The sequence below is a fragment of the Blastococcus sp. SYSU DS1024 genome (assembly GCF_054050795.1).
The window spans coordinates 238470-262686 of sequence record NZ_JBJHAA010000002.1; the positions used below are offsets into that span (position 1 = coordinate 238470).

The 24217-nt window shown below is 74.5% G+C and carries 24 protein-coding genes; 11 read left to right on the forward strand and 13 right to left on the reverse strand.

The genetic code is table 11. From position 1 onward, the window contains the following. The first annotated feature begins 23 nt into the window (after positions 1 to 23). Positions 24 to 797, forward strand: a complete 774-nt coding sequence (locus ACI79S_RS02795) for a hypothetical protein (protein WP_456591920.1) — start codon at positions 24 to 26, stop codon at positions 795 to 797. 94 nt (positions 798 to 891) lie between these two features. After that, positions 892 to 1980, forward strand: a complete 1089-nt coding sequence (locus tag ACI79S_RS02800) for a DUF4192 domain-containing protein (RefSeq protein WP_456591921.1) — start codon at positions 892 to 894, stop codon at positions 1978 to 1980. Positions 1981 to 1995: 15 nt separating this feature from the next. Here ACI79S_RS02800 and ACI79S_RS02805 read toward each other — a convergent pair whose 3' ends face one another. From ACI79S_RS02805 to ACI79S_RS02815, 3 genes are all read right to left on the reverse strand, one after another. Then, on the reverse strand, positions 1996 to 4074 hold the full coding sequence (locus ACI79S_RS02805; protein ID WP_456591922.1) for a S9 family peptidase: 2079 nt from the start codon (positions 4072 to 4074) through the stop codon (positions 1996 to 1998). A gap of 70 nt (positions 4075 to 4144) precedes the next feature. After that, complete coding sequence (locus tag ACI79S_RS02810; RefSeq protein ID WP_456591923.1) at positions 4145 to 4450, reverse strand: hypothetical protein; 306 nt, start codon at positions 4448 to 4450, stop codon at positions 4145 to 4147. A 23-nt stretch (positions 4451 to 4473) separates the two neighbouring features. Then, positions 4474 to 5199, reverse strand: coding sequence for a metal-dependent transcriptional regulator (locus tag ACI79S_RS02815; protein WP_456591924.1), 726 nt, complete (start codon positions 5197 to 5199; stop codon positions 4474 to 4476). Between the two features lie 156 nt (positions 5200 to 5355). Between ACI79S_RS02815 and ACI79S_RS02820 the strand changes: the two genes are divergently transcribed. From ACI79S_RS02820 to ACI79S_RS02830, 3 genes are all read left to right on the forward strand, one after another. Next, positions 5356 to 6537, forward strand: a complete 1182-nt coding sequence (locus ACI79S_RS02820) for an acetoin utilization protein AcuC (RefSeq protein WP_456591925.1) — start codon at positions 5356 to 5358, stop codon at positions 6535 to 6537. Next, positions 6530 to 9229: a bifunctional acetate--CoA ligase family protein/GNAT family N-acetyltransferase gene (locus tag ACI79S_RS02825; protein ID WP_456591926.1), complete on the forward strand. Its 2700-nt coding sequence runs from the start codon at positions 6530 to 6532 to the stop codon at positions 9227 to 9229. The genes ACI79S_RS02820 and ACI79S_RS02825 overlap by 8 nt, the downstream gene beginning before the upstream one ends. 124 nt (positions 9230 to 9353) lie before the next feature. Next, positions 9354 to 10007, forward strand: coding sequence for a class I SAM-dependent methyltransferase (locus ACI79S_RS02830; protein WP_456591927.1), 654 nt, complete (start codon positions 9354 to 9356; stop codon positions 10005 to 10007). A gap of 128 nt (positions 10008 to 10135) precedes the next feature. On the opposite strand, the gene sigB is transcribed toward ACI79S_RS02830, so the two are convergent. After that, complete coding sequence (sigB, locus tag ACI79S_RS02835) at positions 10136 to 11122, reverse strand: RNA polymerase sigma factor SigB (RefSeq protein WP_456580410.1); 987 nt, start codon at positions 11120 to 11122, stop codon at positions 10136 to 10138. 282 nt (positions 11123 to 11404) lie between these two features. Next, on the reverse strand, positions 11405 to 11839 hold the full coding sequence (gene dtd / locus ACI79S_RS02840) for a D-aminoacyl-tRNA deacylase (protein ID WP_456591928.1): 435 nt from the start codon (positions 11837 to 11839) through the stop codon (positions 11405 to 11407). Positions 11840 to 11988: 149 nt separating this feature from the next. Here dtd and ACI79S_RS02845 point away from each other — a divergent pair, with 149 nt between their 5' ends. Next, the gene (locus tag ACI79S_RS02845; protein ID WP_456591929.1) at positions 11989 to 12537 is read left to right on the forward strand and encodes a hypothetical protein; all 549 of its coding nucleotides are present in this window, start codon (positions 11989 to 11991) and stop codon (positions 12535 to 12537) included. Between the two features lie 41 nt (positions 12538 to 12578). Here ACI79S_RS02845 and ACI79S_RS02850 read toward each other — a convergent pair whose 3' ends face one another. Next, complete coding sequence (locus ACI79S_RS02850) at positions 12579 to 13109, reverse strand: DUF421 domain-containing protein (protein ID WP_456591930.1); 531 nt, start codon at positions 13107 to 13109, stop codon at positions 12579 to 12581. A 391-nt stretch (positions 13110 to 13500) separates the two neighbouring features. Here ACI79S_RS02850 and ACI79S_RS02855 point away from each other — a divergent pair, with 391 nt between their 5' ends. Beyond that, entirely contained in the window at positions 13501 to 13926 is a 426-nt protein-coding gene (locus ACI79S_RS02855; protein ID WP_456591931.1) for a hypothetical protein, read from the forward strand. 151 nt (positions 13927 to 14077) lie between these two features. After that, the gene (locus tag ACI79S_RS02860) at positions 14078 to 14659 is read left to right on the forward strand and encodes a hypothetical protein (protein WP_456591932.1); all 582 of its coding nucleotides are present in this window, start codon (positions 14078 to 14080) and stop codon (positions 14657 to 14659) included. A 49-nt stretch (positions 14660 to 14708) separates the two neighbouring features. On the opposite strand, the gene ACI79S_RS02865 is transcribed toward ACI79S_RS02860, so the two are convergent. Further along, complete coding sequence (locus ACI79S_RS02865) at positions 14709 to 15806, reverse strand: hypothetical protein (protein ID WP_456591933.1); 1098 nt, start codon at positions 15804 to 15806, stop codon at positions 14709 to 14711. A gap of 511 nt (positions 15807 to 16317) precedes the next feature. Beyond that, positions 16318 to 16920 (reverse strand): NAD(P)H:quinone oxidoreductase, encoded by a 603-nt coding sequence (wrbA, locus tag ACI79S_RS02870; protein ID WP_456591934.1) that lies wholly within the window; start codon positions 16918 to 16920, stop codon positions 16318 to 16320. Positions 16921 to 17215: 295 nt separating this feature from the next. Here wrbA and ACI79S_RS02875 point away from each other — a divergent pair, with 295 nt between their 5' ends. Both ACI79S_RS02875 and ACI79S_RS02880 read left to right on the forward strand, forming a co-directional pair. Next, positions 17216 to 17809 carry an HhH-GPD-type base excision DNA repair protein gene (locus tag ACI79S_RS02875; RefSeq protein WP_456591935.1) on the forward strand — a complete coding sequence of 198 codons (594 nt, stop codon included), beginning with the start codon at positions 17216 to 17218 and terminating at the stop codon, positions 17807 to 17809. A 100-nt stretch (positions 17810 to 17909) separates the two neighbouring features. Next, positions 17910 to 18254 (forward strand): DUF3099 domain-containing protein, encoded by a 345-nt coding sequence (locus ACI79S_RS02880; RefSeq protein ID WP_456591936.1) that lies wholly within the window; start codon positions 17910 to 17912, stop codon positions 18252 to 18254. Between the two features lie 4 nt (positions 18255 to 18258). Here the strand turns inward: ACI79S_RS02880 and ACI79S_RS02885 are convergent, their stop codons facing one another. Together ACI79S_RS02885 and ACI79S_RS02890 are read right to left on the reverse strand one after the other, a co-directional pair. Further along, on the reverse strand, positions 18259 to 19137 hold the full coding sequence (locus ACI79S_RS02885) for a carbohydrate kinase family protein (protein ID WP_456591937.1): 879 nt from the start codon (positions 19135 to 19137) through the stop codon (positions 18259 to 18261). An 8-nt stretch (positions 19138 to 19145) separates the two neighbouring features. Next, positions 19146 to 20066 carry a pseudouridine-5'-phosphate glycosidase gene (locus tag ACI79S_RS02890; protein ID WP_456591938.1) on the reverse strand — a complete coding sequence of 307 codons (921 nt, stop codon included), beginning with the start codon at positions 20064 to 20066 and terminating at the stop codon, positions 19146 to 19148. A gap of 91 nt (positions 20067 to 20157) precedes the next feature. Here ACI79S_RS02890 and ACI79S_RS02895 point away from each other — a divergent pair, with 91 nt between their 5' ends. After that, positions 20158 to 20388 (forward strand): DUF3039 domain-containing protein, encoded by a 231-nt coding sequence (locus ACI79S_RS02895; protein ID WP_456591939.1) that lies wholly within the window; start codon positions 20158 to 20160, stop codon positions 20386 to 20388. A 2-nt stretch (positions 20389 to 20390) separates the two neighbouring features. Here the strand turns inward: ACI79S_RS02895 and ACI79S_RS02900 are convergent, their stop codons facing one another. The 3 genes from ACI79S_RS02900 to ACI79S_RS02910 form a co-directional block, all read right to left on the reverse strand. Beyond that, positions 20391 to 21452, reverse strand: coding sequence for a YihY/virulence factor BrkB family protein (locus ACI79S_RS02900; RefSeq protein WP_456591940.1), 1062 nt, complete (start codon positions 21450 to 21452; stop codon positions 20391 to 20393). A gap of 83 nt (positions 21453 to 21535) precedes the next feature. Next, entirely contained in the window at positions 21536 to 23740 is a 2205-nt protein-coding gene (locus tag ACI79S_RS02905; RefSeq protein WP_456591941.1) for a VanW family protein, read from the reverse strand. A gap of 142 nt (positions 23741 to 23882) precedes the next feature. Then, a complete protein-coding gene (locus ACI79S_RS02910; RefSeq protein ID WP_091930645.1) occupies positions 23883 to 24107 on the reverse strand; it encodes a DUF7455 domain-containing protein in 225 nt (74 codons plus the stop codon). Positions 24108 to 24217 lie beyond the last annotated feature (110 nt).

Consider the following 24217-nt stretch of genomic DNA (forward strand, 5'->3'; position numbering starts at 1 on the left):
GCCCGCCGACTAGCGTCGTCGCCATGACCTCCGCGCACCGCGTCCCCGGCCGGCGCCGCCTGCCCGGCGCCCTCGTCGCCGGGTCGGCCGCCGTCGTGCTGCTGACCGGCTGCGGCGGCGGGGACGCCTCGGACCGCACCGCGGCCGCCGCCTCGTCGGCGTCGTCCGCGGCGGCGTCGTCGGCGCAGGCGACGGAGGAACCCGACCTCGCCTCGGGGCTGCTGCCCGCCGACGCCTTCGGGCCCGACGCGACCGTGCTGGCCCTCTCCCCGGAGCAGCTGCGCGTCGGTTCCGGCATCGTCGGCGGCGGGGCGGACGTGACCGTCACACCGGAGAACTGCCGTGCCGCCGTCGACGGCACCCAGCCGGCCCTGGACGCGTTCGAGGACGTCGCCGCGCAGAGCGCGACGACCGGGTCGGCGACGACGGTGCAGATGCTGGTGCGCGGCGGTCCGGTCGAGGACGCCGTCGCGCAGCTGGCCGACGCCGCCGAGCGGTGCCCCGAGGCGCGCCTGGCCTCCCCGCAGATCGGGGAGGCGACGATCACCTTCGAGCAGCTCCCGGTGGCCGACCTGGGGGATGGCGCGGCCCTCCTGCGGTACACGACCACGATCGCCGCACCCGACGGCTCGCAGGTGGCGGTGCCGACGCTGGTCGCGGCCGTGGAGGACGACGACCGGCTGCTCCTCCTGGTGTCCCTGGACACCGGGTTCGGCGGCGCCGCACCGGCCGACCCGGCGGCCTTCGCGGAGCTGCTCGAGCAGGCCTACGAGACCCAGGCCGACGCGCTGGGCTGACCACGCCGCCCGGCGGATCCACAGCGCCGGTCGCCGTCCACAGGACCCGCCGGGTGCTGTCCGCCGACGTCCGGGCGCCCCAGGGTCGATGCCCATGGACGTCCCCACCGCGCAGCAACCCGCCGACCAGCTGGAGATCCGGCTCTCCGACCCCGGTGAGGTGGCCGCCGCGCTGCCGCACCTGCTGGGCTTCCACCCGGCCGAGTCGGTGGTCCTGATCGGCCTGGGCGGCCCGTCGGGCGGGCGGGTCGGGCTGACCGTCCGGGGCGACCTGCCCCGGGACGGCGACGCTGCCCGGACGGCGCGGCTGCTGGTGGGAAGCCTGCGCAGCGACCGGCCCGAGGCGGCGGTGGCCGTGGTGGTCTCCAAGGCGCCCGACGACACCGGCCCGGACGACCCGCCGGTGGGGCTCCTGCCGCACCGGGCACTGGTGCACGAACTCGTCCTGGCCCTGGACGCGGCCGGCATCGCCCCGCGCGACGTGCTGCTCGTCCGGCGCGGGCGCTGGTGGTCCTACGACTGCCCGCACGCCTGCTGCGCGCCGTCGGCGGGGACGCCGTTGCCCGGCGGGGTCAGCGCGCTGGCGGCGGCGTCCGTCTGCACCGGGCAGGTGGTGGCTCCCGACCGGGCGGCGCTGGCCGAGCGCCTCGCTGCTCCCCCCGGGTCGGGTGGCGGTATGCGGGCCGCCTGCCTCCGCGCCGCCGAGGAGCGCTCGGCCCGGCTCCAGGAGGTGGGGTGGGCGGCGCTGGCCGAGGAGTCGTGGGCCGCGGTGCGGCGGGCGGTCGCCCGGTGCCGGCCAGGTCCGTCCGGCGAGGAGCCGCTCGGGGAGCACGAGCTCGCCGCGCTGGGCTGGGCCCTGCGCGACGTGCGGGTGCGCGACCGCGCCCTGCAGCTGGCCCTCGGTGCCGACGCCGCAGCGGCGGAGGTGCTCTGGACCGAGTGCGCCCGGCGGTTGCCCGCGCCGCTCGACACCGCCCCGGCCACCCTGCTGGCGGTCAGCGCCTGGTTGCGCGGCGACGGGGCGATGGCCGGCATCGCCCTCGACCGGGCCCTGGACAGCGATCCCGAGCACACCCTCGCGCACCTGCTCCGGCAGGCGCTGGACGCCTGCCTGCCGCCGGCGGGGCTGCGCGACCTGCTGGAGCGGGCGCACGCCGACGGCGGCAGCCGTCCGCCGGTGTGAGCCGTGCGACGCTCCTCAGAGCAGCTCTGGCCGCCGCCACTGCTCCCCGCGGACGTGCTCGGCCAGGAAGGCGAGCACCGTCTCGTACCAGACCCGGCGGTTCCCCGGCGTCAGCACCCAGTGGTTCTCGTCGGGGAAGTAGAGGAACTTCGACGGGACGCCGCGCTTCTGCAGGCCGTACCAGAGCGAGAGGGCCTCACCGATCGGCACCCGGTAGTCCTTGTCGCCGTGGATGACCAGCACCGGAGTGCGGATCTGGTCCACGTAGCGGTGGGGAGAGTGCTGCTCGTACCGCCGGGGTTCGGTGCACGGGTCGCCCCACTCCTTCTCCCAGTAGTACGCGGCGTCGGTGGTGCCGGTGAACTGCTCCAGGTTCCACAGGCTGGCGTGGGTGACGATCGCCTTGAACCGGTCGGTCTGCGTGGCCACCCAGTTGGCCATGTAGCCGCCGAACGAGCCGCCCATCGCCGCCGTCCGGGTCTCGTCGATCTCCGGCCGCTGCTCGGCCGCGTCCACCGCCGCCATCAGGTCGGTGTAGGGGGCGTCACCCCACTCGCCCCAGCCGCGGCGCACGAAGTCCTGGCCGAAGCCCTGGGAGAGGGCCGGGTTGGGCAGGAGGACCGCGTAGCCCTGCGCCGCCAGCACCCACGGGCACCAGCGCCACGACCACGAGTTCCAGCTCATCAGCGGCCCGCCGTGGATCCAGAGCACCAGCGGCGCCGGCGCGTCCGCCGAGGCCCCGTCGGGCAGCACCAGCCACGACTGCACGCGGGTGCCGTCGGGTGCGGTCGCCTCGACCTCGTGCAACGTCCCGGGCAGCCGGTCGATCGCCACCGGGCTCGGCAGGGGCTCCGGGTCCTGCCTCGGGGCCGCCGGGTCCAGGCGGACCGGCAGCGGAGGCGAGTCGATCGCCGACCGCAGGGCGTACAGGGCGCTGCCGTCACGGGCGACCTGCAGGTCGCTGTAGGCGCCGTCCCCTGTCAGCCGGAGGGGGTCGCCGCCGTCGAGCGGCGTGCGGAACAGCGCGTGCCGGCCGTCCTCGTCGGCGAGGAAGTAGACGGCGGTGCCGTCGGCGGAGAACTGCGGCGCGCTCGGCCATCGGTCGAAGTCAGGGGTCAGCTCCCGGGCGGCGCCGTCGGCGACCTCCACCAGGAGCAACGTGTAGTCCGGCGGCTCGGCGTAGGAGGACATCGCCTCGCGCACGCAGACCAGGCGGGCGCCGTCCGGGGCGAACGCCGGGGAGTGGACGTCGGCCAGCGGGTCGTCGACGAGCACCCGGGTGTCACCGGAGCCGGTGTCGGTGAGCACCAGCCGGGTGCGCCGACCGGCCGGGCCGTCGGGCACCTCCTCCGCCCGGGCGAGCAGGCGGCCGTCGGGGGAGAGGGCGATGTCGTCGCCCGACCCGTTCGGTGGGGGCGCGTCCGGGGTGAGGTCGCGCAGCTCCACCGGTGGGTTGCCGACCGGCTCCTCCTCGGCCGGGAGCCGGCCGGCCCAGAAGAGGTGCGGAGCCGCCGGCCCGAGGTCGTGGTCCCAGTACCGCACCGGGTAGGCCTCGTGCAGGATCGCGGAGACGCCGGCCTCGCTCCGGGCCTTCCGCCGCTCCTCGTCGGCGTCGGGCGCCGAGCCCCCGGGCATGGTCGCGGAGACGACCACGACGTCCCCGCTGTCGGCGGCGACGGCGAAGGAGCCGATGCCACCCGGTCGGGCCAGCACCGGCCGGGCCTCGCCCCCGTCGGCGGGCAGCCGCCACAGCGCCGGCGTCGGCTCGGCCGCCGGCTCCGCACCGGGGTCGGGCCGGGCCGAGGTGAACAGCAGCGAGCCGTCCGGCGCCCAGGCGGGGGCGGACTCGCCGGGCGCGCTGCGGGTGAGGCGGCGGGCCGGGCGGCGTCCCTGCGGATCGAGCTCCCACAGCGCCGACTGCCACTTCTTGCCTTCGCGGTCCAGCGTCTGCAGCGAGACCGCCAGCCGGGTCCCGTCCGGCGAGAGCGCCAGGGCGCCGAGCCGCGGCAGCGCGGTGAAGTCGGCCAGCCGGTGGAACGGCGTGGGTGCCGGCTCGGGAGCGGTGTCGGCGGGTGCCGGAGCGGACGAGCTCACCAGGGCCTTCTCTCGCGCGGCAGCGGGGGACCGCCTCACCGTAGTGAGCCGGTCGGCGCCCCGCTGTGCGTCAGCGCACGTCCCAGGCCCGGAGGAACTCATCCGGGCCCGTCGTCGCCAGCTCCGTGTCCACCGCCCGGAGCATGTCCCCGGCCGCGAACGGGTCACCGGCCGGGAAGCGCAGCACCTCCGTGCCGTCGTCCCGGCGGGTCACCACGACGTCGTGCACCGACGGTGCGGGCAGCACGCCCCACGTCAGCCCGCAGACGAACGCCCCGGCCACCCGCAGGCGGTGCAGCAGCGCCCCGCCGGGCCGGGGCAGCAGCCGCACGAGGAACACCTCGGCTGCCCGCGGAGCCGCCACGTGCTCCTCCACGCCCCCTCCTGCATCCGCTCGGCTCAGAGGCGCGGCGCGGCCTCGAGCGGGGTCAGCTCCTCGTCGACGGCGCTCACGAACATGTGCTGGGCGACACCGGTGGGCAGCACGTAGCCGTCCAGGCTCACCGATCCGTCGACGAGCTGGGCGGTCATCGAGACGCCCGGGCGCACCCCGTGGTCGGCCAGCGCCCGCAGCAGCTCGGCGTTCTCCTGCAGCTGCTCACTGATCCGGCGGATCACCACCGGCCGGCCCTCGGTCGTGGCGGTGGTGGACAGCAGCGTCAGGGAGTCGAGCACCGCGGAGGTCTCACCACCCAGCGGCTCGTCACCGCGCAGGGCGTCCAGCCCGGGGATCGGGTTGCCGAACGGCGACACGGTGGGGTTGCCGAGCAGCGACAGCAGGCGGCGCTCGACCGCCTCGCTCATCACGTGCTCCCAGCGGCAGGCCTCCTCGTGGACGTCTGCGTAGTCCAGGCCGATGACGTCGACGAGCAGGCACTCCGCGAGCCGGTGCTTGCGCATGACCGCGGTGGCCAGCTGGCGGCCCTCCTCGGAGAGCTGCAGGTGCCGGTCCCCCTCGACGGTCAGGAGGCCGTCGCGCTCCATCCGGGCGACCGTCTGGCTCACCGTCGGGCCGCTCTGGTGCAGGCGCTCGGCGATGCGGGCCCGGAGCGGGACGATGCCCTCTTCCTCCAGCTCGAAGATCGTCCGGAGGTACATCTCGGTAGTGTCGATGAGGTCGTTCACAGGTCTCCTCCGTGTCGGCAGCCAGTCTACGGGGCCGGAGGCCCGGTACCGGACCACCGGCGAGTGGTCTCGCCGACGTACCGGGCACCGCGGGACCCGGTAGCGTCGGCGACCGAGCCGCCGCGCCCGGCCGGGTGCGCCGGGAGGGGAGGTGCCGTGAGCGACTCGGTCGCCGTCGTCTGGGACGACGCGCTGCTCGGCTACACGATGGGGGGCGACCACCCGCTGCACCCGGTGCGGCTGGACCTGACGATGCGTCTGGCCGACGGCCTCGGCCTGCTGTCCAGCGACCGGCTCCGGGTGCTCGCACCGGAGCCGGCCGGCGAGGACCTGCTCACCCTCGTCCACGACCCGCTCTACCTGGAGGCGGTGCGTCAGGCGCCGGCCGATCCCGGTGTCGGCCACGGTCTGGGCACGCCGGACAACCCGATCTTCCCGGAGATGTACGAGGCCGCGGCGCTGATCACCGGCGGCAGCGTGCTCGCCGCCCAGCAGGTGCACAGCGGCGCCGCGCAGCACGCGGTGAACATCTCCGGCGGGCTGCACCACGCCATGCGGGGGGCCGCCTCGGGCTTCTGCGTCTTCAACGACGCCGCCATCGCCATCGCCTGGCTGCTGGGCCAGGGGTACGAGCGGATCGCCTACGTCGACCTCGACGTCCACCACGGCGACGGCGTCCAGGCCGCGTTCTACGACGACCCCCGGGTGCTCACCGTCAGCATCCACCAGACGCCGCTCACGCTCTTCCCGGGCACCGGCTTCCCGGAGGAGACCGGCGACCCCGACAAGGCCCTGGGCAGCGCCGTCAACCTCGCCCTGCCCAACGGCACCGACGACTCGTCCTGGCTGCGGGCGTTCACCGCTGTCGTGCCCAGCGTGCTCAAGGCCTTCGCGCCGCAGATCATCGTGACCCAGTGCGGGTGCGACGCCCACCACGAGGACCCGCTGGCCGACCTCGCGCTCACCGTCGACGGGCAGCGCGCCAGCTACAGGGCCATGCATGAACTGGCCCACGAGATCTGCGACGGGCGCTGGGTGGCCCTCGGCGGTGGCGGTTACGGCCTCGTGCGCTGCGTGCCCCGGGCCTGGACCCACCTGATCGCCGAGGCGGGCGGTGCGAAACTGGACCCGGCCACGGAGATCCCCGAGTCGTGGCGGGAGGACGTCGTGCGCCGCGGCCTCCGCGCGCGGCCGCCCACGCACATGACCGAGGGCGGCTACACCGGCTTCTCCCGCTGGGACCCCTTCACCGAGTCCCGCGTCGACCGGGCGATCATGCGCACCCGCCGCGCGAGCTTCCCCTACTTCGGCCTGGACCCGGACGACCCCCGTGACTGAGCAGCCCCGCACCGACGAGCAGCAGAACCCGACCCCGCCGCCGCACTGGGAGGCCGACATCGTCGCCGCCGACGGCGGCACGGTGCACCTGCGGCCGATCTGCCCGGAGGACGCCGCCGGCCTCAACGGGCTGATGGAGCGGAGCAGCGACCAGACGCGCTACTACCGGTTCTTCGGACCGATGAAGCGGCTGTCCGAGCGCGACCTGCACCGCTTCACCCACGTCGACCACGACAACCGGGTCGCCTTCGTCGTGCTGCTGGGCGACCAGGTCGTCGCCGTCGGCCGCTACGACCGGTACCCCGGCACCGACGACGCCGAGGTGGCCTTCCTCGTCGAGGACGCCCACCAGGGGCGGGGGCTGGGCTCGGTGTTGCTCGAGCACCTCGCCGCCGCCGGCCGGGAGCGGGGCATCAAGCGCTTCGTCGCCGAGGTGCTGGCGCAGAACAGCAAGATGGTGCGGGTGTTCCGCGACGCGGGGTACAAGGCCGAGCGCTCCTACGAGGACGGCGTCGTCCACCTGACCTTCCCCATCGAGCAGACCGAGGACGCGCTCGCGGTCGCCTACGAGCGCGAGCAGCGCAGCGAGTCGCGGTCGATCGCCCGGCTGCTGACGCCCTCCTCGGTGGCCGTGGTCGGCGCCAGCAACGACGCCGGCAAGATCGGCAACGCGGTGCTCCGGCACCTGCTGGACTACGGGTTCGCCGGGCCGGTGTACCCGGTCAACCCCAGCGCCCGGCACGTCCGCGGCGTCCCCGCCTACGCCGACATCGAATCCATCCCCGACGACCTGGACCTGGCGATCCTCGCCGTGCCGGCCGACGAGGTCGCCGGCGTGGTCGAGGCCTGCCGGCGCAAGCGGGTTCGCGGGCTGGTCGTGATCTCCGGCGGTTTCGGCGAGGCCGGGCCGGAGGGGCGTGAGGCCGAACGCCGGCTGGTCGCCGCGGCCCGTGCGTCGGGCATGCGCGTGGTCGGGCCCAACTGCCTGGGCGTGGTCAACACCGATCCGGAGGTGCGGCTGAACGCCAGCCTCGCGCCGATGGTGCCCGGCCGTGGCCGGGTCGGGTTCTTCGCCCAGTCCGGCGCGCTCGGCGTCGCGCTGCTCGAGCGGGCCCGCAGCCGGGGGATCGGGCTGTCCACGTTCGTCTCGGCCGGCAACCGCGCCGACGTCAGCGGCAACGACCTGCTGCAGTACTGGTCGACCGACCCGGGCACCGAGGTGGTGCTGCTGCACCTGGAGAGCTTCGGCAACCCGCGCAAGTTCGCCCGGCTGGCCCGCACCGTCGGGCGCACCAAGCCGGTCGTCGCGGTGAAGAGCGGCCGGCACGTCGGGGTCACCCCGGGCCTCGCCGGCACGTCGGTGGCCGTGCCCGAGCAGTCGGTGGCGGCGCTGTTCGCCTCGGCGGGGGTGATCCGCGTGGAGACCGTCGCCCAGCTGTTCGACGTCGGCACGCTGCTGGCCCACCAGCCCCTGCCCGCCGGATCCCGGGTGGCGGTCGTGGGCAACTCCACCGCCATCGGGGTCCTCGTCGCCGACGCGGTCCTCGAGGAGGGCATGGAGCTGGCGCGCGACGCGCCGGTGGACATCGGGGTCGCCGGGAGCCCGGAGGAGTTCCGGGCCGCGCTGCAGGCCGCCGTCGACGACGAGGGCGTCGACGCGGTGATCGCGGTGTTCCTGCCGCCGCTGATGGCCGGTTCCGCCGAGTACGGGCCGGCGCTGCGCGAGGTCTCGGCCGCATCGGGCAAGCCGATCGTGGCCAGCTTCCTCTCCGCCGAGGGCATCCCGCCCGAGCTCGCGGTGCTCGACGAGCACGGGATGCCGGCCCGCGGCTCGGTGCCCTCGTACAGCACCCCCGAGCGCGCGGTCATCGCGCTGGCCAAGGTGGTGGAGTACGGCCGCTGGCGCCGCCGCCCGGTCGGCGAGGTCCCCGATCTGCCCGACGTCGACGAAGCGGCCGCCCGCGGCCTGGTCCGCCGCGTCCTCGCCGAGGGCGCCGGGGGGCGGGAGCTGATCGACTACGAGCTGATCGAGCTGCTCGGGGCCTACGGCGTCCCGGTCCTCGCGACGCGGACGGTGACCAGCGCCGAGGACGCCGTCGCCGCCGCGGACGAGATCGGCTACCCCGTCGTCCTGAAGTCGACGGCCCCGTGGCTGCGGCACCGGTCCGACCTCGGCGGGGTGCGGCTCGACCTCACCGACGCCGACGCGGTCCGTGCCGGCTACGCCGCGATCCCGGCCGGCGACCCGGTGATCGTCCAGCAGATGGCCGCGCCCGGGGTGGCCACCGTGGTGGAGATCGTCGACGACCCGTCGTTCGGCGCGCTGGTCAGCTTCGGCGTGGGGGGCGTGGCCACCGACCTGCTCGGCGACCGGGCGTACCGCACGCTGCCGCTCACCGACCTGGACGCGGCCGAGCTCGTCCGCGCGCCCCGCGCCTGGCCGCTGCTGGACGGCTACAAGGGCGCGGAGCCGGTCGACGTGGAGGCGCTCGAGGATCTGCTCCTGCGGGTGGCCCGCCTCGCCGACGACATGCCCGAGGTGCTGCACCTGCAGCTCGAGCCGGTCATCGTGGGCCCGAGGAACCCGTGGCACGGGGGCCGGTCGCTCGTGGTGGCCGGCGGCACCGCCCGCATCGGTCCGCCCACCGCCCGGGTCGACCCCGGCCCGCGGAGGATGCGCTCACCGGTGTAGCGGTCGCCGTCCCGGCCGGGCGTGCGGGCCCGGGGCGCCGACAGCGCGCGCCGGGTGGTGGTCAGCGGGGGGCGCGGCTGCTGCACTTCCCGGGACGGGGCCGCCGTGCGACCGGAGGTCGGTGATGACCAGGTACGCCTTCGCCTACCGCGTGGGGTTCACACCGTGGGAGCGGTACGCCGTCGCAGCCGCCGCGAGCACCCGGGCCCTGCTGGCCCGCGAGGAGGCCGACCGCCCCACCACGCCCGGACGAGCGCTGGACCTGGGCTGTGGGCGCGGCCTGTACACGCACGAGCTCGCGCGCCGGGGCTGGGAGGCGGTGGGCGTCGACGCCGTGCCGCGGGCGGTCGAGGCGGCCCGGCGTGGCGCCGTCCCCGGGGCCCGGTTCGTGGTGGGCGACGTGACGGACCTGCCCGCGGCCGACGTGGGCTCCTTCGACCTCTTCCTCGACGTCGGCTGCTTCCAGGGTCTGGGGGCCGCCGGCCGGCAGGCCGAGGGCGTAGGCGTCTCGGCGCTCGCGAACGCCGGCGCGACGCTGCTGGTGCTCGCCTTCGGCCCCACCCGGATGCGGTCGTCCGTCGGGGGCGTGACGCGTGCCGAGGTCGAGGCCGCGTTCCCCGGGTGGGACGTGCTGTCGGTCGAGCCGGCCGACACGGCAGGGCTGGGCTGGCCGTTGAACCGGACCTCGCCGCAGTGGTACCGCCTCCGGCTGCGCCGGGTAGGCCGAGCGCACCGTCCTCCCTCACCTGGCAGCGTCCTCCCTCATCGCCGACGGTGAGGGAGGAGGCGCCATGATCAGGTTCCCTGATCGTGGCCGGTCCCCGCGACGACGAGAGCCCGTCCCCTGGTCGGGGACGGGCTCTCGTGGTGGCGCGCTGGTCGGCCCCCGCCGGAGCGGGTCCTGCCTCAGGCCAGGTAGTCGCGCAGGGCGTCGGCGCGCTGCGGGTCGCGCAGCTTGGCCATCGTCTCGCGCTCGATCTGGCGGACCCGCTCGCGGGAGAGGCCGAACTGCTTGCCGATCTGCTCCAGGGTGCGGGGCTGGCCGCCGTCCAGGCCGAAGCGCAGGACGACGACGTCGCGCTCGCGGTCCTCCAGCGTGGACAGCACGTTCCGGACGTCGCCCTTCATCATCTGGAAGGCCACGGCGTCCTCCGCGACGGCGGCGTCGGCGTCCTCGATGAAGTCGCCCAGGCGGGACTCCTCGTCGGCGCCGACGGTCTGGTCGAGGCTGACCAGGTCGCGGCTGTACTCGAGCAGCTCGGTGATCCGCTCCTCGGGCAGGTCCAGCTCGAGCCCCAGCTCCTCGGCGGTGGGCTCGCGCTCCAGCTCCTGGTGCATGCGCCGGCGGGTCCGGACCACCTTGTTGACCTGCTCGGCCAGGTGGACGGGCAGCCGGATCGTGCGGCCGGAGTCGGCCATGGCGCGGGTGATCGCCTGCCGGATCCACCAGGTGGCGTAGGTGGAGAACTTGAAGCCCTTGGTGTAGTCGAACTTCTCGACGGCACGGATCAGGCCGACGTTCCCCTCCTGGATGAGGTCCAGGAACGTCATGCCGTGGCCGGTGTAGCGCTTGGCCACGGAGACGACGAGCCGGAGGTTGGCCTCCAGCAGGTGCGCCTTGGCCGCCTTGCCGTCGGTGGCCAGGATCTTGTAGTCGCGCTTGCGGGCCGGGGTGAGGCCCTCCTGCTCGGCGAGCAGGCGCTCGGCGTAGAGGCCGGCCTCGATCCGCTTGGCCAGCTCCACCTCCTGCTCCGCGGTCAGCAGAGCAGTCTTGCCGATCGTGTTGAGGTAGACGCGCACGAGGTCGGTGGAGACCAGGCCGCTGGTGTCGGGCTCCCGCCGGGGGGCGCGCACGTCCAGGGTGTCGGTGGGGGAGGACTGCAGCAGCGTCACGATGGGTCTTCGTCCTTGCCTTGGGTTCGGATGCACCTGCCGGGCGTCGTCGGGCGGCGGTGCGATCCAGGCGTGGAGCGGGGCCACGGCTACGGGGTCACCGGCCGGTCCCGCTCTTCTCTGTCCGGTGTGGTACGCCCTGCACAACGGCCGCCACGGGGGTCGGTGTTCCACGAACCCGCCGTTCACAGCAAACCGACAGGGAGTGTCTTCGGTCACCCACCCGTACCCGGTGCCGCGGGGCCCCAGTCATGTGATTCGACCCGGGACGGCTTCCGCTGGTCAGACCTCCAGGAGGAGGGTCATCGGCCCCTCGTTCACCGACGAGACCCGCATGCTCGCGCCGAAGACCCCGGTGGCCACCGTCGCGCCCCGGCGGCGCAGTTCGGCCACCACCTCGTCGACGAGCGGTTCGGCGAGCTCGCCGGGGGCGGCGTCCTGCCACGACGGGCGGCGACCCTTGCGGGTGTCGGCGTAGAGCGTGAACTGGCTGACGACGAGCAGCGGCAGACCGAGGTCGGACGCCGACACGGCGCCGTCCGGCCCGGGGAAGACGCGCAGCTCGTGGATCTTCCGGGCCAGTGCCCGCGCCCGGTCGGAGTCGTCCTCCCGGCCCACTCCGACCAGTGACAGCAAGCCGGCGCCGATCTCGCCCACGACCACGTCGTCCACCGTTACAGCCGCTGTAGCCACCCGGCTCACCACCGCACGCACCACGGCATTCTCGCGCGACCCGTCCGCCGACGGCCGGGTTCCGGCGGATCCACAGCCAGCGGCAGGGGTGGCGCACAGGCCCGCCACAGCTGCGGCGCCGATGGTGCTGCCGGATCGGTCGCGGCAGACCGACCGGGAGCGAGGAGGGGAACGTGCGGAAGAAGCGGATCATCGCCATGACGACGGCCGGGGTGCTGGCACTGGGCGGGGGGCTGGCGGTCGCGGTGCCGGCCCTGGCGGACGAGGCGTCGTCGACCACTCGCCCGGACCGGATCCGGGACGCGCTCGCCGGCCTGGTGGAGGACGGGTCGATCACCGGCGAGCAGGCCGACGAGGTGGCCGCGACGCTGGCCGAGGCCGGGCTCGGCGGGCACGGCGGTCACGGCCGCGGTGGCCGGCTCGACCTGGCCACCGCGGCGACGGCGCTCGGCCTGACCGAGGACGAGCTCCGGGAAGCGCTGGCCACCGAGGGCACGTCGCGAGCCGACGTCGCCGAGCAGGAGGGCGTGGCCGTCGACGCCCTGGTCGACGCGCTGGTGGCGGCACAGCAGGAGCGGCTCGACCAGGCGGTGACGGACGGCGACCTCACGCAGGAGGAGGCCGACGCGCGGCTCGCCGGGCTGGATGAGCGGATCACCGAACGGGTGGCCGGCGAGGAGACCGGCCCGGGCGGGCGCGGTGGTCACCCCCGGGGCGACTGACCCGGGGCGCGGCGGCGCGTCCCAGCGGCGCGCCGCCGTCGTCACGTCCCGGCGGAGGTGAAGGGGAGCACCGAGGCGCCGTCGCCCATCTTGCCCGCGCCGATCACCGCGAACGTGCCGTCGGCCTGCAGGATCACCGCCGCCACGTCGTCGAGCGACCCGAAGCCCTTCTCCCGCGCCGCCGAGTGCAGGTCCGCCTCGATCATCCGGTGGCGGCGCAGGGCGCGGTCCAGCGGGCGCCCGTCGTGGAAGAGCAGCGTGGGACCGGGGTCGACCATCCGCTTGAGGGCGGGCCACCGGGCGCGACCCGCGGCGAACAGCCACTGCAGCGCGACGAGGAGGGCGAACGTCACGAGCGCCTCGGAGATGGGCACCTCCGAGGCGGTGAGCACCCGGCCGAACGCCGAGCCGAGCGTGACGGTGATCACGAAGTCGAACGGGGTCATCTTGGCCATGTTGCGGGGGCCGGTGCCGCGCAGCAGCAGCACCAGCCACACGTAGCCGAGGGTGCCGACCAGGAGAATGCGCAGGATCGGTTCCCAGCCGTCCCAGAGGAACTGGGTCTGGTTCACGCGGGTGACCTCCATCGGTGTCAGGGCGTCGCTGTCGACGCCGACGACAAGCTCAGCCGGAGTGCCTCCGTCGCGCCAGCCAGGATCGGGCGCGGCGCGGCGCGGGCGGGCCGCGCCGGGGCACCGCGCTCTCCGGCACACCGGTCGACGACCGTGATCGGGCGGGGAGCCGGCGTCGGCCCGTCCCGGTGCGCCCACCGATCAGGGCGGACCGGCAGTCGTGGGCAGCGGTGCCACCACGGACTCTCTGCGGACGCATGGATCGGCGGGTCCGGGTAACCCCGGAAGCCACAGCGGATCGCGATCACGGGAGCGCGCTGGTGTCGCAAGGGGGGACGTCGTGCCGGGAGCGAACGAGACGGAGAGCGTGGGCCGCACCGTCGTCCGGGGAATGCGGAGCACGGTGGGGCGGGAGAGCACCACCTTCGGCTTCTCCATCCTCGTCACCGTCACGTTCGGGATCTGCCAGGTGACGCAGGGATCGCCCGACCTGCCGCGCATCTTCCTGTACGCGGCCGGTGCGGTGATGTCCTTCACGCTCCTCGAGGGTCTCCTCTCGGCCGGCTTCCGACGGCCGATGCCCCAGCACCCCACGCAGACCCTGGCGCTGGGCACCAGCCTCAACATCCTGTCCGTGCTCGTCGGCCTGGGCGCCGCCGCGCTGCTGAGCGCGTCGTTCTCTCACGTCGCCGTCTGGGCGCTGGCCCCGTTCGTCGCCGGTCTGGTCTACCTGATCACCGAGAGCCTGGAGGCCGCGTTCGCCGAGCGGCTCCTCGTCTCCTCCGGTGACGCCGCCGCCCAGGAGGTCTCGGACTAGGCCCGGCCGCCAGGCCGGCCACCGACGGGGGCCTTCTCCGGTGGCATCCACGGCGGGCCTCCGGGGTAAGGCCGCCGGATCCGCGTCGTCACGACCGTGACAGGGCGGGCAGCCCACGAGCCCCTCCGCCCAGCAACCCGATCGAGGTGCGATGGAAACGACGCCCTTCTTCCTCCTGCTCTTCGTCCACCTCGCCGGCCTGGTCCTGGGCTTCGGATCGGTGCTGGTGACGGACCTCTACGGCCTGCTGTGGATCCGGGACCGGGTCCGCTTCCCGCAGCTCGTGCGCGTGAGCAGCGTGACGGAGAAGTTCGTCTGGGTGGGCTGGGGCGTCATGGTGGCCTCCGGGATCCCCCTGCTCGTGCTCAAGGGCGAGATCGACAACCTGCTGGTGGTCAAGCTCTTCTTCGTCGTCCTCATCGGGCTCAACGGCATCCTGCTGCACGTGCTCCACGACAAGGTGCGGGGCTACGAACAGGGCAGCGAGGTGCCGACCACCGTCCTGTTCCGGCTCTCCTTCTCGTTGCTCGTGTCCCAGATCGCCTGGTGGGGTGCGGTCCTCATCGGGTTCCTGCACCGCCACGTGCAGTCGATCATCGAGTGGCCCGATCCTCCCTGGGTGCTGATCGGGCTGATCGTCGCGGGCCTCGGGGCGCTCTGGGGCGGCGGCGAGGTGCTGGTGCGGCGCAAGCGCGAGGCCGCGGACGACCTGGTCGACGAGGTGGCGCCCTGAACCGGGCACCCGGGTGGCGACCAACCGCCCTCGGCGTCCAGCAGGCTCCCTAGTCCCACGGCCAGTCCTCCTGCGGCCGGAGCACGGCCTGCATGAACGCCCACGCCGTCACCAGATCGCTGAGCAGGGCGCCGAGATCGGCGTCCGCGGACAGGTCGACGTGGTCGAAGGAGCGGACGGCCGCCACCTCTGCCTCGGGGAAGGCCTGCTGGAGGCGCAGGAGCTCCGCGACCGGTACGGCCGGGTCGTCGAGGGCGTGTGCGGCCAGCACGTCGGCCTCGACCTGGTCGGCGACGGCGACCGGCGAGAACGTCTCGACGAGGGCGTCCCCGGGCGGCGGCAGGTTCCGGGCCAGGTCGGCGACCAGCACCGGGTCGTCGGTGGTCGCCATGCGGTAGACGAGGCGCACGGCAGCGGGGAGACCGCTCGGGTCCCGCTGCTCGAGCGCGCGGCGCAGCGGCTCCCCTTGGTCCTCGGGTACCAGCTGCGTCGCGGCGTCCCGGAGCACCGTGCGGACGACGGACTCGTCGGCGCCCCGCCACGGGTGCACCTCACCGTCCACCACGGACACCCCGGTCACCGCTGCCTGGAGCACCCCGACCAGGTCGGCGTAGGCGCCGAAGGTCGCGACCAGGTCGATGCAGCCGGCCACGCGCTCGTCCGCGGCCGCGACCAGGGCGAGGGACCCGCCGTAGGAGAACCCGAGGAACACCACTTCATCGCCCCCGCGGCAGAGCTCCGCGGCCACCTCCACCACCCGGGCGACGTCGTCGACGTCCAGCACCTCGTCGTAGAGGCTCAGCTCGGGGACCACCACCTCCCGCCCCGCGGCGGCCAGCGACGAGGCCAGGGACACGACACGCTCGTCGTCCCGTCCGGCGGGAGCCGCCCCGGGCACCACGAGGACCGGCGGCGCGTCGGCAGCGGGCGCGTAGCGGTCGACGACCACGTCCCCGATCTCCTGCTCGGTGCGCTCGACCGGCCGCGCCCACGGTCGGGGGAGCGGACCGTCGAGTGCGCCGTCGAGCACGAACACCGACTTGGCGGTCGCGCGCACGGCCGGATGGCACACGAGCCCGGCGATGGCGAGCACGGTCACGACCAGCCCCACCGCCAGCACGGCCCGGGGAGCTGGAGGACGCCGCATCCCCCGATCCTCTCGCGGTTCGCGACCACCCGCGGAGCCCGCCGACGCGGTCTTCGGCGAGGGCGACCCATCCGGCAGTTGATCGCGCCGGGATCGGACTACGGCACCATTCCGGTGTGCCGACTCTCCGCATCGCCCAGGATCCCGCCGCCGGTGAGCTGCTCGGCCGCGACCCGCTGGCCCTGCTGATCGGGATGCTGCTGGACCTGCACATGCGTCGACGAAGCAGCTGAAGAAGTCGACTGCAGTCCGACCCGCCGCGACGAGAGGGGCCGGTTCTGACCGCGCCTTCCCGTGGAGCGTCCGCGGCGCGAGAGTCACTCGCTACCCGCGCGGCCCCTGGAAGGTCGGCAGCCGACGCGCCCCGTGACCCCGTGACGGGGTGGCGTTCGCGCTCCGTGCCGTATGGGCGGGGGAGGCGCTGGCGACCTTGCGGCGGTAGCGCCGGGATCGTGGATCTGGCGGTTCCTGGGGCGAGTCCGCGGAGCAGCCCCAGGAACCGTGATCCATGTCAGGCGACGAGCTTGGCGGTCACCTCGGCGAGGCGGCGGCCCTGGTAGCGGGCCGCGGCCAGCTCGGCCTGGTTGGCGGTCGCCGCCTGGCCGCCCGAGGCGTTGGAGACGCCGTAGGGGTTCCCGCCGGCCTCGAACAGCAGGGGGTCGGTGTAGCCCGGCGGCACGATGACCGCCCCGAAGTGGGAGAACACGTTGAACAGTGTCAGGATCGTCGACTCCTGGCCGCCGTGGACGTTCTGGGCGCTGGTGAAGGCGGTGGCGCCCTTGTTGGCCAGCTTCCCGGTGAACCAGAGCCCACCGAGGGTGTCGATGAACTGCTTCATCTGGGCTGCGGGGGTGCCGAAGCGGGTCGGCGTGCCCAAGGCGTAGCCGTCGGCCCACTCGAGGTCCGCCGGCGTGGCCACCTCGACCTGATCGGCGGTGGTGTCCACGTGGGCGCGCCAGAGCGGGTTGGAGTCGATGGCCTCCTCGGGAGCCAGCTCGGGGACTCGACGCAGGCGGACCTCGGCCCCCGCTTCACGGGCGCCGTCAGCAACAGCGTCGGCGAGCTGGTGGACGTTCCCGGTCGACGAGTAGTAGACGACAGCGATGTTGGGCACGGTTCTCCCTGTAGCGCGTGGGTTCGGACATGGCGGGCGCAGTCGGCGCATCTCATTGAATACTCAACTACCGTCGCGACGCTACCGCGCGCCGGCTCGTTATGCATGTCAGGAAGTGGCGCCCGGGATGCGGACGGCGTGGTGGTTGCCGGAGTAAAGCGAAGCCGAGAATCAGCACTCGTTTACAAGGCCGTGAACGAGGTCTCTGGCAGGCGCATCGTCCACCGGCAGAGCCATACGGCCCGCGGTGCACGGTGGTGACTGCGACGGGATCGCTCTACGGCACCATCTCGATGTGCCGACTCTCCGCATCGCCCAGGACCCCGCGGCCGACGAACTGCTCGGCCGTGACCCCCTCGCGCTGCTAATCGGGATGCTGCTGGACCAGCAGTTCCCGATGGAGCGCGCCTTCGGCGCCCCGCGCCTGCTGGCCGACCGGCTCGGCGTGGACACCCTCTCGGCCGAGCAGCTCGCGGCGATGGACCCCGAGGAGCTCGTGCGGGTGTTCCAGGGGCCGCCGGCGCTGCACCGCTACCCCGGGTCGATGGCCGGCCGGACCCAGGAGGTGTGCCGGGTCCTCGTCGAGCGCTACGACGGCCGCGTGGAGGCGCTGTGGGCCGACGCCCCCGACGGCGCCACGGTGCTGAAGCGGCTGAACCAGCTGCCGGGCTTCGGAGCGCAGAAGTCGAAGATCTTCCTGGCGCTGCTCGGCAAGCAGTACGACGTCACCCCGCCCGGCTGGCGGGAGGCGGCCGGCGACTACGGCGTCGACGGCTCCCGGCGCTCGGTCGCCGACATCACCGGCCCGGAGACCCTGGCCGAGGTTCGCGCGTTCAAGCAGGAGCAGAAGCAGGCCGCGAAGGCCGCGAAGCAGGCGACGACGGGCTGACCGGGGCGGCTGCGCCGGGCTCCACGCGGTGGCACCATGGGGGTGGTCCGGGGAGCCGGCGGGGCTGATCCCCCGCGGACACCGGCCAGCGGAGGGAAGGGTGCCCGTGGCCTCGAGCCAGCAGTTCCCGCGGTCGCGCAAGCCGGAGCCGGTGCTCATCACCGAGGCGGCGCCGAGCCTGACCGACCAGCAGGCCGCCCGCAGACGGCGCTACGTGATCACCATGGCGATCCGCGGCCTGGCGCTGATCCTGGCCGCCGTCTTCTACAAGATCGTCTGGTTGATGATCATCCTCGCGATCCTGGGCACGGTGCTGCCGTGGGTCGCGGTCGTCATGGCCAACGACCGGCCGCCCAAGAACCGGACCCGCCTGGCCGGGGTGGACGCCCGCCCGGACCGGGTGCTGGAGAACCCCGCCCGGTCGGGTCGCGTCATCGACGGATAGCCGGTCAGCGCGCTCCGGGATGACCGACCACCCCGGCCGCGCAGGCCAGCCCGGCGTCGAGCGCGGCCGCGGGGGAGCACCCCGGTCTGCCGAGCCACGCGGCGAGCAGGCCGGCGGCGAACGCGTCGCCGGCACCGGTGGTGTCCACCACGGTCGCGGGACGGGCGGGCCGGTGCACGAGCTCCTCGCCCGCCGCCCACAGCGCGCCGTCGGCCCCGAGCGTGACCACCGCGACCGGGTGCCGGCGGGCCAGGGCCCTGGCCGCGTCGGCCACGTCCGCGCAGCCGGTCAGCAGCCGCGCCTCGTCGGCGTTGGGCAGGACCAGGGTCGCGCCGGCGGTGTCGTCGAGCCAGCGCTCCACCCCGTAGGCGCGGAGCGGGCCGGTCGACGCCGGGTCCACCGACACCGTGCAACCGGCCGCGGCCGCCGCCCGCAGCGCGCTGAGCCCGGCGTCCCGTGGCGCCGGGTCCAGCAGCGTGTAGCCCGACACGTGCAGGTGGCCGCCGGGGCGGGGGAGCGGCACGTCGGCCGCGCGCAGCGCCAGGTTCGCCCCGCGGTCGGCGAGCATGCTGCGCTGCCCGTCGCGCTCCACCAGGCTCACGATGGTGCCCGTCGCCGCGCCGGGCACGGTGCGCAGCCGCAGCTGCACCCCGGCCGCCGACAGCTCGGCGGCCAGGCCCGCCCCGGCGGCGTCGTCCCCGAGGCAGCCGGCCAGCAGCACGGCGGTGCCCAGCCGGGCCAGGTGCACCGCGACGTTGGCCCCCGCGCCTCCTCCGCGGCTGACGATCCGCGCGGGCCGGTCGGACCCCGGCGCCGGATCCCCGGAGAGGACGACGACGACGTCGGTGGCGACGTCGCCGACCACGACGACAGGAGCGGGCACGGCCGCGCTCAGGCGGCCAGCGCCGCGGCGATCCGGCCGGCCAGCTCGGCGTTGCGCAGCACCAGCCGGACGTTGACCGCCAGCGTCGCGCCGTCGCTGGCCCGGTGCAGGTGGTCGAGCACGAAGGGCGTGACGTCCTTCCCGCGGACCCCGGCCGCGTCGGCCGCGGTCAGCGCGTCGGCGATCACCCGGTCGTGGAGCCGCGGGTCCAGCTGCTCGTCGGCGGGCAGCGGGTTGGCCACGACCACCGCGCCGGGCGCCAGCCCGCGGCGGGCGGCGAACACCGCGGCGGCCTGCTCGGGGTCGGCCACCGACCAGTCCACCGTCGAGCCCGAGTCGGCCACGTAGAAGCCGGGGAAGGTGGTGGTGCCGTACCCGACCACGGTCACCGAGAGCGACTCGAGCCGCTCGAGGGTCGCGGGGACGTCGAGGATCGACTTCACGCCCGCGCACACCACCACCAGGGAGGTGCGGGAGAGCGCCGTCAGGTCGGCGGACTCGTCGAAGGTGTCGACGGCCTGCCGGTGCACCCCACCCAGCCCGCCCGTGGCGAACACGGCCACCCCGGCCGCCTCGGCCAGCAGCGCGGTGCTCGACACGGTGGTCGCGCCGCTCATCCCCAGGGCGGCGGCCACCGGCAGGTCGCGGACCCCCAGCTTGGCCAGGTCCGGGTCGGCGCACACGCGGTCGACCTGCGCGGCCGTCAGCCCGACGTGCGGGGTCCCGTCCAGGACGGCGATGGTCGCCGGGACCGCGCCGCCGGCCCGGACCGCCGCCTCGACGTCGTCGGCGGCCGCCCGGTTGTCCGGCCGGGGCAGGCCGTGGGCCAGCAGGGTGCTCTCCAGCGCGACGACGGGCCGGCCGTCGGCCAGGGCGTCGGCGACCTCGGGGGACAGGACCGGGCGGGGAGCGGTGTTTGCGGGCAGCACCCTGTCATCATGGTCACCGGGTGCGCCGAGCACCGCGGCGACCCCGGCCGCGCGGCCGGCGCACGACTGCACCGTCGACCAGGGAGACCGCATGAGCAGCAGCGACATCCTCGAGCGGCCGGACGTCCGCGACTCCGACACCGGCAACGCCAACGAGGTCTTCCACTACGTCCGGAAGAACAAGATCGCCGAGAGCGCCGTCATGGGCACCATGGTCGAGGCGCTGTGCGGCGAGGTCTTCCCGGTGACCAAGAGCCCCAAGCCCGGCAGCCCGGTGTGCCCGGCCTGCAAGGAGGTCTACCAGCAGCTCCGCAAGGAGTAGCGCTACCGCAGGCCGAGCCGGCGGGCCTCCTCGTCGAGCTTGGCCTGCCGCCGCTCCCGGCGGCGGCGCTCGTGCCGGCGCAACGGCGCCGGCCAGCGGGCCTGGATGGTGGCGTTGAGCTCCGCACCCAGGAGCACCGCCATGCCGAAGAAGAAGCAGAACAGCAGCGCGCCGATCGGCGCCGCCAGCGCTCCGTAGGGCAGGGCGGTGGTGAGGAAGGTGCCGACGTAGGCGCGCAGCAGCAGCGCGGCCACCAGGAAGAAGCCGAGGCTGAGCAGCGCGCCGGGGAGCTGGCGGCGCCACGGCAGCCGGTGCGGCAGGACGACGTCGAAGAAGCTGGTGAGCGCCAGCAGCAGGCCGATCACCACGATGGGCCAGTAGACGGCGTTGATCAGCATGTCGGTGGTGCCCCGCCAGTCGGGCGGGACGAGGCCGACCAGCGTGCCGCGGCCGAGCACCAGCAGCGGCAGCGTCAGCACCGCCAGGAACAGCCCGACGACGAAGAGCCAGAGCGCCTTCAGCCGGGTGCGGACCGGCCCACGCACGTCCCGCTGGTCGTAGGCGATGACGATGGTGTTCATGAAGGTGGCGGTCGCCGAGGACCCCGCCCACAGCGACACCAGGAAGCCGACGCTGACCACCTCGAGCCGACCCGAGCCGAGGATGTCGGTCAGCGTCGGGCGCACCAGGTCGTCGACGACGTCGCTGGTCAGCACCTCGGACGAGGCGTCGAGCAACTGCTCCTCGATCATCGTGACCGCGTCGTCGCCGATCAGGGAGCCCAGGTAGCCCAACGAGCCGAGCAACCCGATGAGCAGCGGCGGTACCGACAGGATCTGCCAGAACGCCGCCTCGGCCGACAGCCCGATGATCCGGTCCTGCCAGGCCTTCGCCAGCGTGCGTCCGAGGACCTGCAGCGGAACCCGCAGCGGGGTCGGCCACCGGCGCAGCCGGGACGGCGGTGGCACATCGGCCCGGGTCGCACCGGAGGCGCCGGGAGCGGGGTGCCCCGGCTCGCCCGCGCCGGCCCGGGCGCGGGAGCCGCTGGGGAGGACGGCGCTCACCTGCACAGTGTGCACGGCCGCGCCTGCATCGATCGGCGGGATGCCCGCCCCCGGCACCCCGCCCGACGTCCCGGACCCCTGCGTCAGGCCACCCGCGGACGCGGCGGGCGCCGACCGCCGGGCGCGGGGGAGCCGCCCGGGGCGGTGCCCTCCGGGCCCGGCGGGGCCGGCTCGGCGGGGACGCAGTTGATCACCGGTTCGGCGGCGTAGCGGGTGCGGAACTGCTCCCGCTTGACCTCCGCACCCGTGTCCAGGGCGCGGAAGACGCGGGTCACCGTGATGTCGAACCCGGTGGACCCCGACTGGGGCTCGCAGGTGGGGCTGTCCGGCTTGTTCTGCACGACCGGCTGGCGGATGTTGTAGCGCTCGCTGCTGATCGACTGGATCTCGTAGCGCGGGGTCCCGTAGAAGGTCACCGTGATCGTCCCCGGTGTCCAGGTGGTGTCGACGTAGACGCCCGTGTCCCCGTCGTTGCGCCACTTGAGGTCGATCGAGTCGTAGTAGACCGTCGCCTCGCGGCCCGCCGGGTAGCGGCTGATGTAGAAGCTGTGCGGCTTGTGGAAGACGTCCTCGAGACCGGCGAAGAAGACGGCGTTGAACATCGTCGTGGCGAACTGGCTGATGCCGCCGCCCACGGCGGTGGTGAACTCGCCGTTGTTGATGACGCCGGCCTCGACGTAGCCCTGCGCCAGGCCGCGCGGGCCGGTGAAGCCGTTCAGGCTGAACGTCTCCCCGGGCATGATGATCGCGCCGTCGACCTCTTCGGCCACCACCCGGATGTTGGTCCCGCTGGCCGGGTTGCCGATGTTGGTGGTGAAGCTGGAGATCTCTTCGCGGATGCCGAGGGCCTCGGCCTCCTCGGTGGTGAAGTTCGCGGGTACGGGGCCCAGTTCGGCGGTGACCGTCCGGGGCGCGTCCTCGGTCAGCGCCGGCAGCAGCTGCTCGGCCAGCCGGGCCGGCGCGATGCCGGTCCCGTCGACCGACGGGACGACGCTCACCGAGCCGCCGGACACGTCGAAGGTGGCGTCCTGCGCCGGGGTGCCGAAGACCGACAGCTCATCGCCGAGGGCCGCCTGCAGCGCCTCGGGGTCCAGCCCGACGGCGAGCTCGCCGTCGTCCTGGGGCGTGAAGGTCAGGGAGCCGGCGATCGCGTCCGCCGGCACCTCGGCGGAGGTGGCGCCGTCCTGGCTCACGACCTGGACCGGCGCGGACAACGCGGGGGTGACCGTCTCCTCGAGGACGCGGCGAGCCTCCTCGGCGTCGACCCGGACGGGCGTCACGTCCACGGGCAGCTCGATCGGCGTGCTGGGGTCCCCGCCGGAGGCCAGGGCATCGGTGATCGCCTCGGCTGCGCCTTCCCGGTCGAGCGTCCGGCCGTCCACCGGTTCCACGACCGAGGGCGTGGTGCCCTCGATGGCGATCGTGGCGTCCTGCGGAGCCCGGTCGACCTGCGCGGCGATGCCCTCGATCTGCGCGTTCAGCGCCGTCTCCTCGCCGGTGATCACCGGCTCCACCTCGCGGTCGGCGACGACCGTGACCAGCCGCGTCCAGGGGTTCAGCGGCTGCTCCTCGGCCGCGTCCACGGTGCGGGGCACGTCGAGGGTGATGCCCGCCGTGGCGGGGGAGAGGGTGGCCGTCACGTCGGCGGCGGTGACGGGGTGGTCGGCCACGACGCGGGGGGCGAGCTGCTCCTCCAGTCGCTGGGCCGCCGCCGCGGGGGAGAGCCCGCCGACGTCGACACCGGCGACGACGGTGTTCCGCGGCACCTCTCCGGAGGAAACGGCTAGGTCGATGCCGTAGAGGGCGGCCAGGGCGGCCAGCACACCGGCGGGGACCAGGGCGGCGCGGCGCCGCCACCAGGGGCCGCGCGGGCCGCCGTGGGCCTCCTGTCCGGACGGCGGGGGACCGGCTGCACCGGCGTCCTGGGGGGCCGGCTCGTGGGGCGTGGTGTCCGTGTCGTCGCGGTCCTCGACGGGAGGGACGACGGCGGTCCGTGCGCTGTCGTCGTCCGCGGCGGGCGCGTCCGCGTCCACCGGGATGCGGCTCGTGCTGGTGGCGTCGTCGTCGACCGGGTCGGACCCGGTGCTCGGGCTCACCGCGGTGCTCGGGCGCTCCGCGGTGACCGAGGACGGGTCGGGCGTGCCGGCCTGCCAGTCCCGGCCCACCGGACGGGTGTCGTCCGGCCCGGGCTCGTAGGCCGGGACCGAGCCCGTGGGCGGTGGCGGCCCGTCGCCGGAGTCGGGACGCAGGCGCACTGTCTCGTCGGATGCGGGGCGGTGCTGGGACATGGGGGTTTCCTCCGGTCGCCGCCGACCGGGGGTCCCCACAGACGACGGAGCCGCCGGTCCGGCGCCCGCACGAGGCGGGACGTCGGACGCGGCGGCGTCGTCGGGTGAGGCGGTCATCGCGGGCGCGACGATAGCGCCTCTCTCACGCAGTTACGCGCTGCTCGCCCTCAGTGTCGATGATGTCGACGGCGATGTCACGCAGCTTGCCCTCGTACTCGCGGGCGTGGTGTCCGCAGAACACGAGGTCGCTGCCGTTGGCGAGCACGACACGGACCTTGGCAAGTGCGCCGCAGCGGTCGCAGTGGAAGGGCACGACCAGGTCGTCGGCGGCGGGGGTCGTCGTCAGCGTCTGGGTCATCTGGGTCATCACTCGCTCTCTACCGCACGGACCCGCGGCTGCGGATCGGCCTCCTGCACAGCGCCAGGATGGCCCCTCGGATTCCCGTTCCCGCCCGGTTCATCCCGGACTCGCCGAAT